At 72.4% G+C, this 14,948-nt stretch carries 7 protein-coding genes; 6 read left to right on the top strand and 1 reads right to left on the bottom strand.

Annotated features, from left to right (window positions below):
- The 5 genes from ACFVWU_RS20015 to ACFVWU_RS19995 all read left to right on the top strand — a co-directional run.
- On the top strand, positions 1 to 10,073 hold a 10,073-nt coding region (locus tag ACFVWU_RS20015), incomplete at its 5' end, for an amino acid adenylation domain-containing protein (RefSeq protein WP_387622492.1).
- Positions 10,070 to 11,359, top strand: a complete 1,290-nt coding sequence (gene kynU / locus ACFVWU_RS20010; protein ID WP_387622489.1) for a kynureninase — start codon at positions 10,070 to 10,072, stop codon at positions 11,357 to 11,359. The genes ACFVWU_RS20015 and kynU, both read left to right, overlap by 4 nt.
- A 73-nt stretch (positions 11,360 to 11,432) precedes the next feature.
- Positions 11,433 to 12,704: a cation:proton antiporter gene (locus ACFVWU_RS20005; protein ID WP_387622487.1), complete on the top strand. Its 1,272-nt coding sequence runs from the start codon at positions 11,433 to 11,435 to the stop codon at positions 12,702 to 12,704.
- Positions 12,705 to 12,995: 291 nt separating this feature from the next.
- Entirely contained in the window at positions 12,996 to 13,208 is a 213-nt protein-coding gene (locus ACFVWU_RS20000; protein WP_387622484.1) for an MbtH family protein, read from the top strand.
- A complete protein-coding gene (locus ACFVWU_RS19995) occupies positions 13,208 to 13,771 on the top strand; it encodes a hypothetical protein (protein WP_387622482.1) in 564 nt (187 codons plus the stop codon). The genes ACFVWU_RS20000 and ACFVWU_RS19995 overlap by 1 nt, the downstream gene beginning before the upstream one ends.
- A 34-nt stretch (positions 13,772 to 13,805) precedes the next feature.
- On the opposite strand, the gene ACFVWU_RS19990 is transcribed toward ACFVWU_RS19995, so the two are convergent.
- The gene (locus tag ACFVWU_RS19990; RefSeq protein ID WP_387622480.1) at positions 13,806 to 14,441 is read right to left on the bottom strand and encodes a DUF6875 domain-containing protein; all 636 of its coding nucleotides are present in this window, start codon (positions 14,439 to 14,441) and stop codon (positions 13,806 to 13,808) included.
- A 258-nt stretch (positions 14,442 to 14,699) separates the two neighbouring features.
- Here ACFVWU_RS19990 and ACFVWU_RS19985 point away from each other — a divergent pair, with 258 nt between their 5' ends.
- Positions 14,700 to 14,894 (top strand): ferredoxin, encoded by a 195-nt coding sequence (locus ACFVWU_RS19985; protein WP_387622476.1) that lies wholly within the window; start codon positions 14,700 to 14,702, stop codon positions 14,892 to 14,894.
- Positions 14,895 to 14,948: the final 54 nt, after the last annotated feature.

The raw sequence follows: 14,948 nt of genomic DNA, 5'->3' as shown, positions 1-14,948 counted from the left end.
CCGTCCAATACGCCGACTACACCCTCTGGCAAAACCACCTCCTCGGCGACCACCACGACCACAACAGCCTCCTCACCCAACAAATCACCTACTGGACAGCCCAGTTGGCAGACCTTCCGGAGGAGTTGGCGCTACCCGCCGACCGGCCGCGGCCGACGGTGGCGTCCTACCGGGGCGACTACCTGACGGTCGAGATGGACGCCCGGCTCCACCGGGCGCTGGACACCCTGGCCCGGCGCACCGGTGCCACGCTGTTCATGGTGCTCCAGGCGGGCCTGGCCGCTCTGCTGTCCCGGCTCGGCGCGGGCGACGACATCCCGATCGGCAGCCCGATCGCCGGACGCACCGACCAAGCCCTCGACGACCTCATCGGCTTCTTCGTCAACACCCTGGTCCTGCGCACCGACACCGCCGGCAACCCGACCTTCGAGGAGCTGGTCCGCCAGGTGCGGGAGACCGCGCTGAACGCGTACGCCAACCAGGACGTCCCCTTCGAATACCTGGTCGAGGTGCTCAATCCGCCGCGCTCGCTGGGCCGCCATCCGCTGTTCCAGGTGATGCTGGCCCTCCAGAACGCCCCCGAGAGCCGCTTCGAGCTGCCCGGCCTGGAGGTCGAGGTCGGCCAGGCCCGCACCGGCACCGCCAAGTTCGACCTGTTCTTCAGCCTGGCCGAGCACCGGGACGAGAGCGGCGCGCCGGCCGGCGTCGAGGGTGCGGTCGAGTACGCCTCGGACCTCTACGACGCCGAGACCGTGCGCGGCCTGTTCCGCCGCTGGACGCGGCTGCTGGAGGAGGTCGCCGCCGACCCGTCGCAGCGGCTCGGGGAGATCGAGGTCCTGGACGCCGCCGAGCGGCGAGCGTTGCTGCACGACCGGAACGCGACGCGCCGCGAGGAGGGCAGGTCCGTCCCGTTCGTCGAACTGTTCGCCCGGCAGGCCGGATCGACGCCGGACGCCCCCGCCGTGCTGGCCGGCGACGAGGTGCTGAGCTACGGGGCGCTGCACGAGCGGTCGACCCGGCTGGCCCACGTCCTCGCCCGGCGCGGAGCCGGTCCGGGAGGGCTGGTAGCGGTGGCGATGCCGCGCGCGGCGGACCTGGTCACCGTCCTGCTGGCCATCGCCAAGACCGGTGCCGCCTATGTCCCGTTGGACCCCAAGCATCCGGCGGCGCGGACCGGGCTGATCCTGCGGGAGGCGCGCCCGGCCCTGATCGTGGGCACTGGGCCGTCCTTGGCGGACCTGCCGGACCTGCCCGACGCCACGTCGGCGGTGTCGCTGGACGACCCGGACGTCCAGGCCGCGATCGCGAGCGCGCCACGGGACGGGCTGCCGGGCCCGGCGGTCGGACCACGCGACGCCGCGTACGTGATCTTCACCTCCGGGTCGACCGGACGGCCGAAGGGCGTCGTCGTCGAGCATGCGGCGCTGACCAACCTGCTGCTCGGTCTGCGCGACCTCGTGCCGATGGGAGCCGAGGACGCCTTGCTCGCGGTGACCACGGTCGCGTTCGACATCGCGGCGCTGGAGCTGTACCTGCCGCTGATCAGCGGCGCGCGGGTCGTCCTCGCCGCCGAGGAGACCGTCACCCGCCCCGCCGCCCTGGTCGATCTGATCCATCGCACCGGTGTGACGGTGTTGCAGGCGACGCCGTCCTGGTGGCAGATGGTCGCGTCACACGACCTCGACGGTCTGCGCGCACTGCGGATCCTGGTCGGCGGCGAGGCGCTGCCGGCCGCCCTGGCCGACCGGCTGCGCACCGTCGGTCGCGAGGTGTTCAACGTCTACGGACCGACCGAGACGACGGTCTGGTCGACGGCCGCCGCGCTGACCGGCCGGACCGGCACCGCGATCGGCCGCCCGATCCGCAACACCCGGGTCTACCTCCTGGACGAGTGGCTCCAACCGGTGCCCTCCGGCTCGATCGGCGAGCTGTACGTCGCCGGCGACGGGCTGGCCCGCGGCTACCTCGGCCGGCCGTCCCTGACGGTCGGGCGCTTCACCGCGGACCCGTACGGCCCCGCCGGCACCCGCATGTACCGCACCGGCGACCTCGCCCGCTGGACCCCCGACGGGCAGCTGGAGTTCATCGGCCGCTCGGACCACCAGATCAAGCTCCGCGGCTTCCGGATCGAGCTGGGCGAGGTGGAGTCCGTGCTCGCCGCCCACCCGGAGGTCGCCCGGACCGCCGCCGTGGTCCGCGAGGACCGGCCGGGCGACCGGCGCCTCGTGGCCTACGTCGTGCCCGACACCGAGGGCGCGGCCGCCGACGCGGGCCGGCCGCTCGACGACGAACAGGTCGACGCCTGGCGGGACCTCTACGATGCGCTGTACGCCTCGTCCGGCCCCGCGCCCTTCGGCGAGGACTTCGCCAGCTGGAACAGTAGCTACGACGGCCGGCCCGTGCCGCTCGACGAGATGCACGAGTGGCGCGACCGCACGGTGGAGCGGATCCGTGAACTGCGGCCGCGGCGCGTCCTGGAGATCGGCGTCGGCACCGGCCTGCTCCTGTCGCGGCTGGCCCCGGACTGCGAGGAGTACTGGGGCACGGACATCTCGCCGTCGGTGATCGGAACGCTGCGCGGGCACGTGGCAGCCGACCCGGAACTCGCCGACCGGGTCCGGCTGCTGGTGCAGGCCGCGCACGAGGACGAGGGGCTGCCCGCGGGGCACTTCGACGTGGTCGTCCTGAACTCGGTGATCCAGTACTTCCCGAACGCAGGCTACCTGGAGCGCGTGATCACCGCCGCGCTGCGGCTGCTCGCCCCCGGCGGCGCCGTCTTCCTCGGCGACGTCCGGAACCTGCGCCTGCAACGCACCTTCGCCACCGGCGTCCAGGTCGCCCGCCGGGGCACCGGCGACGGCCCCGACGAGCTGCGCCGGGCGGTCGAGCACGGTGTGATCCTGGAGAAGGAACTCCTGGTCGATCCGGAGTTCTTCACCGTGCTGCAGGGCCGGGTCCCCGAGCTGGTCGGGCACACGATCCAGGTCAAGCGCGGCCGGGCGCAGAACGAGATGACCCGCTACCGGTACGACGTCGTGCTGCGCAAGAAGGGTGGCCCCGTACATCGGATCGGCTCCGCCACGCCGCTGTCCTGGTCCGCCGATGGCTTCGCCGCGCTGGCCGCGCTGCTGGGCGGCGAACGGCCCGCGGCCGTGCATCTGACCGGGATCCCGAACGGGCGGATCGCACACGAGGCGGCCCTCGCGAAGGCGGTCCGGGACGGCACCCGCCTGCCCGACGCGCCGGCCGGCGGCGGGGTCGAGGCCGAGGACCTGTACGATCTGGCGGCCGAGCACGGTGTCCGGGCGTGGGTCACCTGGTCGGCGTCCGACCCGAACGCCCTGGAGGCCGTCTTCACGGTCGTCGGCGTCGACCTTGACGCGGACACGGTCGCGATCCCGCCGGTGGACCTCTACCGGCCGGCCGTCTCCCCGGCGTCCCGGGCCGCTCTCGCGTCCTTCACCAACAGCCCGCTGACCGGACGCGACACCGGCGCCCTCATCGGCCGCCTGCGCGAGCACGTCCGCGAGCAGCTGCCCGACTACATGGTGCCGTCGGCGTTCGTCCTGCTGAACGCCCTGCCGCTGACGCCCAACCGCAAGCTCGACCGGGCGGCGCTGCCCGCGCCGGACCTCGTGGTGAGCGGTTCCGCCCGCGAGGCACGCACGCCGCAGGAGCAGATCGTCTGCGACCTCTTCGCCCAGGTGCTCGGCCTGGCCCGGGTCGGCGTGCACGACGGCTTCTTCGACCTCGGCGGCCACTCGCTGCTGGCGACCCAGCTCATCGCCCGGCTGCGCGCGATGTTCGGCGTCGAACTGCCGTTGCGCGTGCTGTTCGAGGCCGCCACCCCGGCCGGCGTCGCGGCCCGGCTCGACGAGGCGGGCACGGCCCGCACGGCGCCGGTGCGCCGGGAGCGTCCGGAGGTGCTGCCGTTGTCGTTCGCCCAGCGCCGGCTCTGGTTCATCCACCAGATGGAGGGGCTCGGCGGGGCCTACAACATCCCGCTCGGCCTCAAGCTGACCGGCACGCTCGACCGGCAGGCCCTCCAGGTCGCGCTCACCGACGTCGTCGGCCGGCACGAGAGCCTGCGCACGGTGTTCCCGGACGAGGGGGGAGTGCCTCGGCAGGTCATCCTCGCGCCGGAGTCGGCGGACGTGCGCCTGCACGACCGGACGGTCACGGGGGAGGAGCTGCCGGCGGCGCTGGAAGCGGCCGCGCGGTACGCGTTCGACCTGGCCACCGAGCCGCCGATGCGCGCGGAACTGTTCCGGCTGGCCGAGGACGAGCACGTCCTGCTGCTGGTGGTGCACCACATCGCGGGCGACGGCTGGTCGCTCGGCCCGCTCGCCGCCGACCTGGCCCGGGCGTACGCCGCGCGCACGGCCGGGGCGGCACCGGACTGGGACGACCTGCCGGTCCAGTACGCCGACTACACGCTCTGGCAGAACGAGTTGCTCGGGGACCAGGACGATCCCGACAGCCTGCTCGCCCGTCAGCTCGCCCACTGGACGGAGCACCTTGCCGGAGCGCCGGCGGGGCTGGAGCTGCCCACGGACCGGCTGCGGCCGGCGGTCGCGTCCTACCGCGGCGACTACGTGACCGTGCGAATCCCGGCCGAGCTGCACGCGCGGCTGACCGACCTTGCGCGCGGCTGCGGCGCGACCCTGTTCATGGTCCTCCAGGCGGGCCTGGCGGGCCTGCTGAACCGGCTCGGCGCCGGCACCGACATCGTCACCGGGAGCCCGATCGCCGGGCGCACCGACCAGACACTGGACGAGCTGGTCGGCTTCTTCGTCAACACGCTGGTGCTGCGGACCGACCTGTCCGACGATCCGACCTTCGAGCAGCTGGTCGGCAGGGTGCGGGAGACCGCGCTGGCCGCGTACGCGCACCAGGACGTGCCGTTCGAATACCTGGTGGAGAAGCTCAACCCGCCGCGCTCGCTCGGCCGGCACCCGTTCTTCGGCGTGATGTTCGCCCTCCAGAACGCCTCGGAAGGCACCTTCCAGCTCCCCGGCCTACGCGTCGAGGCCGCCCCCGGGCGCACTGGCACCGCCAAGTTCGACCTCTTCTTCAGCCTCGCCGAGCAGCGCGGCCAGGACGGTTCGGCGGTCGGCATCACCGGCGTCGTCGAGTACGCGAGCGACCTGTACGACGCCGCGACCGTGCGCGACCTCTTCGCACGGTGGGTCCAGCTGCTGGAGTCGGCGACGGCGGGCCCGGACCGCCCGGTCAGCAGGCTGGAGCTGCTGGCCGCGCACGAGCGGCACGAGATGCTCGCCGCCGCGGTCGGCCCGGCGATGGCGACCGGGACGGCCGGACTCCCCGAGTTGTTCGCCGCCCGGGTTGCGGCGGCCCCGGACGACGTCGCGGTGGCCGACCAGGACGGCTCCCTCAGCTTTGCCGAACTCGACCGCTGGTCCGCCCGGTTGGCCGCGGTACTGGCCGAGCACGGGGTCACCCGGGGCAGCACGGTGGCGCTGCTGATGCAGCGCTCGCCCGTGCTGGTCGCGGCGATCCTCGCGGTACTGCGGGCCGGGGCGGCCTACGTCCCGCTCGACTCCCGCTATCCGGCGTCCCGGCAGCGGCTGGTCCTGGAGGAGACGGGCGCCGTGCTGCTACTCACCGACCCAGCCTCCCGGGCTGAGGTCGGCGACTACGGCACCCCGGTCCTGGCGCTCGACCCGAAACCGGTTTCCACGTCGGACGCGCTCGACGCGGCCCTGCCGCCGGAGGTGCAGACCGCCGGGGACGATGCCGCGTACATCATGTACACCTCCGGCTCGACGGGCCGACCCAAGGGAGTCGTCGTCACCCACCGCAACATTGCCGACTTCGTCGCCGACCCGTGCTGGCAGGGCGGCGCCCAGCGCCGGGTGCTGCTGCACTCGCCCCTCGCGTTCGATCTGTCGACGTACGAACTCTGGGTGCCGCTGCTGACCGGCGGGCGCATCGAGCTGGCCCCGCCGGGAGAGCTCGATGCCCACACCCTGGCCGACGTCATCGTGCGTCGGGGCATCACCTCGCTCTGGCTGACCAGCTCGCTGTTCAACCTGATGGTCGATCTGGAGCCCGAGTGCTTCGCGGCGGTCGAACAGGTCTGGGCCGGCGGTGAGCCGGTCTCCGTCGCCTCCGTGCGGCGGCTGCTGGACCTCTTCCCGCAGCTCCTGGTGGTCGACGGCTACGGCCCCACCGAGGCGACCACCTTCGCCAGCTACCACCCGGTGCCCGCAGCCGACGCTGCCGCGCTCGGGACGTCGGTGCCGATCGGGCAGCCGATGGCGAACATGGGTACTTATGTGCTCGACGCCGCGCTGCGGCCGGTCCCGCCGGGCGTGGTCGGCGAGCTGTACCTCGCCGGGACCGGGCTCGCCCGTGGCTACCTCAGCCGGCCGGGCCTGACCGCCGAACGGTTCATCGCCTGCCCCTACGGACCGCCCGGCCTGAGCATGTACCGCACCGGCGACCTCGCGCGGTGGACCCCGGACCACGTGCTGGAGTACGCGGGCCGCGTCGACCAGCAGGTGAAGCTGCGCGGCTTCCGGATCGAGCCCGGCGAGATCGAGGCGGCCCTGCTGGAGCACCCGGGCGTCACCCAGGTCGCGGCGGTGATGCGCCGTGACGTCGCCGACGAGGCCCAACTCGTCGCCTACGTCGTGGCGGGGACCTCCGAACGCGACCGGCAGGTCGAGGCCGAGCAGGTCGGCGAATGGCTGGAGGTGCACGACTCCCTGTACGCACCCGAGCGCGACCAGGCCCTCGGGGAGGACTTCACCGGCTGGACCAGCAGCTACGACGGTCAGCCCATCGCCGGCCACGCCATGCGGGAGTGGCGCAGGCACACCGTCGACCGGATCCGGGAGCTGAACCCGACGCGGATCCTGGAGATCGGCGTCGGCACCGGCCTGCTCCTCGCCCGCCTGGCGCCCGACGTGCGGGAGTACGTCGGGACGGACTTCTCCGCGCCGGTCGTCGATGCGCTGCGGCGGCGGCTCGCGGCCGAGCCCGCGTCGGCCGACCACGTCCGGGTGCTGACCCTGGCCGCGCACGAACTCGACGGTCTGCCGGACGGCCACTTCGACACCGTGGTGCTCAACTCGGTGGTCCAGTACTTCCCGAACGCCGACTACCTGGCCGACGTCCTCGGCGCCGCGCTCCGGCTGCTGGCCCCCGGCGGCTCGGTCTTCGTCGGCGACGTCCGCAACCTGCGGCTGCTCGACGCCTTCGCCGCCGGGGTGCAGGCGAGCCGGCTCGGCACCCACGACCTGTCGGCGCTGCGCGACGCCGTCGCCCAGGCGACCCGGCTGGAGAACGAACTCCTCATCGACCCGGACTACTTCACCGCGCTCCGGGCCCGACTGCCGGAACTGGGCGAGGTGTCGGTCCGGCTCAAGCGGGGCCGCCACGACACCGAGCTGACGCGCTTCCGCTACGACGTGGTGCTGCGCAAACGGACCCCCGCCCCTGAAACCCCTACCGCCGACATCCTGGCCCCCGACACCGTGGACTGGGCGGGCTCGGGCGGCCCGGCCGGGGTGGCGGAGCGGCTCGGGACCGCCCGGCCCACCGCGCTGGTCGTCACGGACGTGCCCAACCCGAGGGTCACGGCCGACGTGGCGCTCGCCAACGCGCTGCGCTCCGGCGAGGTGTCGCCCGCCCCCGACGCCGAGACCACGGTCGACGACTGGTACGAGCTGGGGGAGCGGCTGTCCTACCGGGTCGCCGTCACCTGGTCCGGCACCGCCAGGGACCGGATGGACGTGCTGTTCGCCGAGGCCACCGCGCTGAACAGGGCGACGGACCCCCTGCCGATCACCCTCGGATCGGTGTCGTCCGCCGCCGCGGTGGACGGGACCGCGACCCGCGAGCCGGCGGGCCGTTTCACCAATGACCCGACCGCGGCGCGCGGCGACGCCGCGCTGGTGGCCTCGTTGCGCGAGCTCGCCCAGGACCGCCTGCCCGCCTTCATGGTGCCGTCGGTGTTCGTCCCGCTGGACGCGCTGCCGCTGACCCCGAACGGCAAGCTCGACCGCGCCGCACTGCCCCGGCACGATCCGCGCACCGGCGCGGCCGTGCGGCCGCCGAGCACGCCGCACGAGCAGGTGCTGTGCGAGCTGTTCGCCGAACTGCTCGGCGTGCCCTCGGTCGGGCTCGACGACAACTTCTTCGACCTCGGCGGCCACTCCCTGCTGGCCACCCGCCTGATCGCCCGCATCACCGCGGCTCTCGGCGTGGACTTCGGCCTGCGGGCCCTCTTCGAGTCGCCGACCCCGGCCGGCGTGGCGAGTCGCCTGGAGATGGGCGACGCCGACGGCGGCTACGAGGTCATCCTGCCGCTGCGGGCCACCGGCAACGAGCCGCCGATGTTCTGCGTGCATCCCGGCGGCGGCATCGGCTGGTCCTTCATGGGCCTGATCCGGCACCTCGGGCCCGACATCCCCGTCTACGCGGTGCAGGCGCGCAGCCTGGCGCGGCCCGAGGAGAAGCGCCCGACCACGATGGAGGAGATGGCGGCCGACTACGCGGACCACGTCGAGGCGACCTACCCCTCCGGGCCGTACCGGGTGCTGGGCTGGTCGTTCGGCGGGCTGGCGGCGCACGCCCTCGCCACGGAGCTGCAACGGCGCGGCCGGAAGGTCGAGTTGCTGACGGTGCTCGACGTCCACCCCGGCTGGCTGGGCCTGAGCCACGACGACGTGCCCGACCTGGACGACCAGAACATGCGGCCGCACCTGGAGTACCTGATGCGGCTGGTGGGCATCGACCCGGAGCTCTTCGACGACGAGGCCTTCGTCTTCGAGGAGGTCATGAAGCTGCTGCGCAGCCGGGGCAGCGCCCTGGGCGCCCTGGACGAGGACCGGCTGCGGTCGATCATGGCGATCTCCGCCAACAACAACCACCTGATGATCGACTACCGGCCGGCGGTGTTCGAGGGGGACATCCTGCTCGTCGCCGCCACCGACCAGTCGGACCCCGGGGCCACTGCCGCCGCCTGGGCGCCGTACCTGACCGGGGAGGTCCGGACCTGCGTCGTCCCCGGCGACCACGGCACCCTGCTGACCCGTCCGGGTTCGCTGGTCCAGGTCGGCGCCGCCATCTCCGGGGCGCTGGCCGAGAAGCGTCCCACGACCACCCGGGCGCCGCTGAGCCGGGCCGAACTGGACCGGCAGTACTCGCCGAGCCGTCTGGTGGCGAGCCTGGCGCACTACCTCGACGAGTACGCCGACCTCAGCGCCGAGGCCCGTCGGGCACCGGACGTGCGGACCGGGCTGCGCTACGGCCCCGGGGCCGCGGAGTTGCTCGACTTCTGGCGGGCCGGGCGAGAGCCCGCGCCGGTGCAGATCTTCGTGCACGGCGGCAACTGGCAGGACCTCACGGAACGCAGCTCGGCGTTCGCGGCCCTGCCGTTCCGCCGCGCCGGCGCCGCGTTCGCCGCCGTCGGGTACGGCCTCGCCCCGGACACCCCGTTGGACGAGATCGTGGCCGGCATCCGCCGCTGCGTCCGCTGGATCCACGAGCACGCTGCCGAACTCGGGGTCGACCCGAAGCGGATCCACCTCAGCGGCACCTCGGCGGGCGCCCATCTCGCCGCGATGGCCCTGGTCCCGGGCGGGCCGGGCGATCCCGGGGTGGCCGGCCTGCTGGCCGGGGTGACCATGCTCAGTGGCATCTACGACCTCGACCCGATCAGCCGCTGCTACGTCAACGAGGCCCTGCGGCTGGACGCGGACGGGGTGCGCCGCAACAACCCGGCCGCGCTGCTGCCGGCCGCGCTGCCGCCCGTCGTGGTGGCGCGCGGTGGGATCGAGACGGAGGAGTACGTCCGGCAGCACGACCTGATGGCCGACGCCCTGCGCCGCCGGGGCGCCCTCGCCGAGGGCATCGTCGAACCCGCGCGCAACCACTTCGACCTGCCCTACGACCTGGCCGATCCGTCGACGCCGCTCGGCCACGCCGTCCTGACCCGGATGGGGCTGCTCGACCACGACCGGCCGGGCGACCGGGACGGCCAGGACGACCGGTCCGTGGACCGACCCGGCGACCGACGACCCACGGAGGGGACGGCACGATGATCGACGGACGCACACCGCTGGCGGTTCGCTTCGACGGCACCCGGGAGGAGGCCGAACAGTACGACCGGGCCGACCCGCTCGGGTTCCTGCGCGAGCGGTTCGCGCACCCCGATCCGGACCTGATCTACCTGGACGGCAACTCGCTCGGCCGTCTCCCGGTCGACACCCCGGACTTCCTGGCCGACGTCGTCCGCAACGGCTGGGGCCGTGGCCTGATCCGGTCCTGGAACGACTGGATCGACTGGGGCCGCCGGATCGGCGACCGGCTCGCGGAGCACGTCCTCGGCGCCGGCCCGGGGGAGGTAGCGCTCTCCGACTCGACCACCGTGAACCTCTACAAGCTGGCCTGGGCGGCGCTCGACCTCGCCCCGGACCGGCGCACCCTCGTCGTCGACGCGGACGACTTCCCCACCGACCGGTACGTCGCCCAGGGGCTGGCCCGGCAACGCGGCCTCGCCCTGCGCACGGTGCACTCCGACATCGACCGGGGGATCGATCTCGACCGGCTCCGGGCCGTGCTCGACGACGATGTCGCCCTTGTCGTCCTGTCCCACGTCGCCTACCGCAGCGGGGCGTTGGCGGATATGGCCGCGATCAACCGGATGGCCCACGAGGTCGGGGCGCTGGTCCTGTGGGACCTCTCGCACGCGGCCGGGGCGGTGCCGGTCCGGCTCACCGAGGACGGCGCGGACCTCGCGGTCGGCTGCACCTACAAGTACCTCAACGGCGGCCCCGGTTCGCCTGCCTTCCTCTACGTGCGGCGCTCATTGCAGCCGCGGCTGCGGCAGCCGATCCAGGGCTGGTTCGGCCAGCGCGACCAGTTCGCGATGGGGGCGGAGTTCGACCCCATCGGGACGATCGACCGGTTCCTGGCGGGAACACCGCCGATGCTCTCCACGGCCGCGCTGGTGCCCGCACTGGACCTGGTCGAGGAGGCGGGCATCGACCGGCTGCGCGCCAAGGGCCGGCTGCTCGGGGAACTCACCGCGGACCTCGCGGCTCGCTGGCTCGAACCGCTCGGTTTCCGCCTGGCCTCGCCCGAGGAGCCGGACCGGCGCGGCTCGCACCTCACGCTGTGGCACCCGGACGCCTGGCGGATCTGCCGGGCGCTGGCCGAGGAGGCGGGTGTCGTCTGCGACTACCGGGAGCCGGACCGGCTCCGGATCGGGCCGTCCCCGGCGTACACCCGCTTCACCGACGTGTGGGACGCCCTCGACCGCACCAGGACACTGGTGGCCGACGGCCGGCACACCCGCTGCTCCCGCGAGAAGGCGCGCATCACCTGACGCCTACCGCCCGTCATGGGCGGACGCCCCGGCGACAGTTCTCCGGACCGCATCCCTCGGGAGACGCAAAGCTGTGAGTACCCGGCAGATTTCCACGTTCCTCCTCGCGCTGGCGCTGATCGCGCTCCTCGCGTACGCCGCCGGCGCCCTGGCCCGGCGGCTGCGGCAGCCACCGGTCATCGGCGAGGTGCTCCTCGGCGTGCTGCTCGGCCCGACCCTGCTGAGCGGGGCCGTCTCGGACACGCTGTTCCCCGCGGACATTCGCCCCTTCCTGACCGCGCTGGCCAACATCGGCGTTGCCCTCTTCATGTTCACCGTGGGCGCGGAACTCGACGCCGACCTGATGCGGGGGCGCCGGGTGGTGGCCGGAACCGTGGCGGCCAGCTCCGTCGCCCTGCCCTTCCTGCTCGGTGCGCTCCTCGCCCTCTACCTGTTAGACCGTCACCCGACCGACAGCCGCACGGGATTCGTGCTGTTCATGGGCGCCGCGATGTCGGTCACCGCGTTCCCCGTCCTGGCCCGCATCCTCACCGACCGCGGCCTGCAACGCACCTGGCTGGGAGCCGTCGCGCTCGCCTGCGCCGCGATCGACGACGTGCTCGCCTGGACGCTGCTCGCCGTGGTCGTGGCGATCGGAGGAGCCGGCGCCGGGTCGCAGTGGCTCCTGCTGCTGTTCGTCCCGTACGTGCTGCTGATGTTCACGGTCGTCCGGCCCCTGCTCCGCCGCCTGCTGGAGCACCGACGGGTGGTCGATCCGGACCGGCCGACCGCGATGGTCGTCACGCTCGTCGGCCTGCTGGCCTCCGCCGCCTTCACCGAGTGGATCGGCCTGCACTTCATCTTCGGCGCGTTCCTCTTCGGGGCGGTCATGCCGCGACGCACCAGGGCGGGCGAGCCGTCGAAGGTCACCGGTCAGGTCACGGAGCGGATCTCGTACCTGAACGACCTGCTCCTGCTGCCCATGTTCTTCATCGTCGCGGGTCTGAAGGTGAACCTGTCCGGCACCGACGGCACCGGCCTGGTGGAACTCGGCCTCATCCTGGCCGTGGCGGTGGGCGGGAAGTTCATCGGCGCCTTCGTCGCCGCGCGGGCCACCGGGATGAAGAAGCGGCCGGCGAGCGCGCTCGCCGTCCTCATCAACACCCGCGGCCTGACCGAGCTGATCATCCTCACCGTCGGCCTCCAACTCGGGGTGCTCGACGGGAAGCTGTACTCCACCATGGTGGTGATGGCCCTCGTCACGACGGCGATGGCCGGTCCGCTCCTGCACCTGATCTATCCGGTGCACCCGGCGTCGCCGACGCCGGAGCCGAGCGAACCCGTGGCCCACGAGGTGACCCGATGACGCGGTGGTGACACCGCGCCGCCGGCGCCCCGTCCGTCCCGCCCGCGTCCCCACCCGTCCCGCCGGCGGGACAGCCCCGCACGTCGCCCGCGATTCCGACCGGATTTTCGGTCCGGATTCGGGCGGGTCCTTCCCCGAGCGATTTCCGCCGCGCCGCGGGATCGCTCTCCGGTGCCGTATCCGCGCGCGGGCGGCGGACTTCCTCCGCTGCCCGGTGCTGGCTAGGGTGATTCCCGGAACTGCTGTTCGCAAGAAATGCGTTCGTCTGTCGCCGTACTCAGGGAGCAGTGAATGTCCAACCCTTTCGATGATCCCGATGGCACTTTCCTCGTGCTCGTCAACGAGGAGGGCCAGCACTCGCTCTGGCCGGCTTTCGCCGAGGTTCCCGGTGGCTGGACCGTGGCCCTCGCCGAAACCGATCGGCAGTCCTGCCTGGACTACGTCGAAGAGCACTGGACCGACATGCGCCCGCTGAGCCTCGTGCGCCAGATGGGAGAGGCATGATGGGAAATCCCACTATGGAGCAGCTCCTGCTGCGCGAGGAGGACCTCGAGGAGTCGTTCTTCGGCGAGGAGCCGAGCGTCGCGTACGACCCCGTCTTCCTCTCCGGCGACGAGTCCGGCAAGGTCCTCATCGACCTGATCAACCTGCTCACCCGCGGTACACATCCCGAGGCGACGGACCACGCCTCCGCGCTGTTCACCAGCGTCGTCGGGTCTGTGGTCTTCCACCACGTCACGCGGTTCGGCAACGGCACCGCGCGGCAGATCTTCGCGACGTTCGCGACGGCCCTCGACAGCTGTGACAGCTACCGCATGCAGCTGAACGACGGGATGCAGTTCGACGTCACGAAGGACACCGTGGAGCCGCTGGCGGGCGACGACGACGTCCTCGTCACGCGGTGGGTGACCACCTCGGAGGAGTACCGGATCGAGGGCTCCTGGGCGGTCGCCGTCAAGGGTGACGTCCTCTCCTTCGTCAACGTGCGCGACCCCGACAGGTCCGAGATCCACCGGCTGACCCGGGTGGCCCTCGACCGCATCACGGGCGGCGCGGACGCGGCCTGACGGCACGGTCGGACAAGCGGGGCGGGCTCCGCGGCTACGAGCGGTAGCCGTAGACCCGCTCCGCCTGCCGGTAGGCCTCCACCCGCACCTGGTCGTCGCCCTCGGCGTTCTGCGGCGTGTAGTACTTCCCGAACTTCTCCCGGTACTTCTCGAACCAGTGCCGGTGGTCGGCCAGGAAGAAGATGTCGTGCAGCGCGATCGCACGTATCGCGAGCACCGCCACCGGCGCCCGGCTCACGGCGAAGTGCGGGTTCCGCGCCGCCGGCACCTCGCAGTTCTCGTGGAACTGGCCGACCATCAGACCCTTCGCGACGAACTCGTCCTTCACCCGGGTCTGGGCCTCGTCGAGCAGCTTGGTGTCCTCCGAGCGGAGATCCGGAAGGGCCACCACCATCGCGCGGAGCATCGGATTCCTGCCCTGCCAGGAGACCAGCCCGTACTCGCGCATGCTGCTCCGGGCGATCTCCTCGATCAGTTCCAGGGTCGGCGAGTGCCCGACGAACCTGGTCCGGATCTCCATGGTCCGGTTCTTGCGCGAGGGCGCGACGAATGGGCAGATGGGGCCCATGCGGCCGATCTCCGGATGGCTGCCCGAGATGTATTCGTCCAGCCACGTGTCGACCACGGCGAGCGTGGAATCGAGGCTGACGGTGCTTTCACTGGGACTCATCGAGTAGGACCTCTCAATTCACGCCAGCAGGTCTGGTCGAATCCGGTAGCGGAGGCGATCCCAGCGCCGGCACCCGTTCCTGTCCCGCTGGCGGGACAGGCCGGCCGGCCCGAGTGCGCACGGGAACAAGCTTGCCCGCCGGAATCCTTCTGCACTAGCGTCGACCGCGCGATATCGAGGGCAACGGCAATGGAAATAAACCGATGAATTCAATGGACCGGGAGACCGGTCCCACGGGCGACCAGAGGAGCTGCGCGCGTGCGCATCAGCATCGATCGGGACAGCTGTATCGGCAGCGGCCAGTGCATATTGCTCGCCCCTGAGGTGTTCGCCCAGGACGACTCGGGAATCAGCTACGTCCTGCCGGACGACGAGCACCGGCCCGGCGACCCATCGGTCCGTGAGGCCGAACGGGGCTGCCCGGTGCAGGCCATCGCCGTTGTCGAGGACTGACGGGAGAAGCAGAGCCAATGTCCACGCCTCCACCCGCCCCGCCGAACTACTCTC

Origin of the sequence: Kitasatospora sp. NPDC058190 (genome assembly GCF_042883685.1) — a bacterium.
In the GTDB taxonomy this organism is placed as follows: Bacteria; Actinomycetota; Actinomycetes; order Streptomycetales; family Streptomycetaceae; genus Kitasatospora.
The sequence above is the reverse complement of the archived record's forward strand: the minus strand, read 5'-3'. Positions and strand labels throughout refer to the sequence as shown.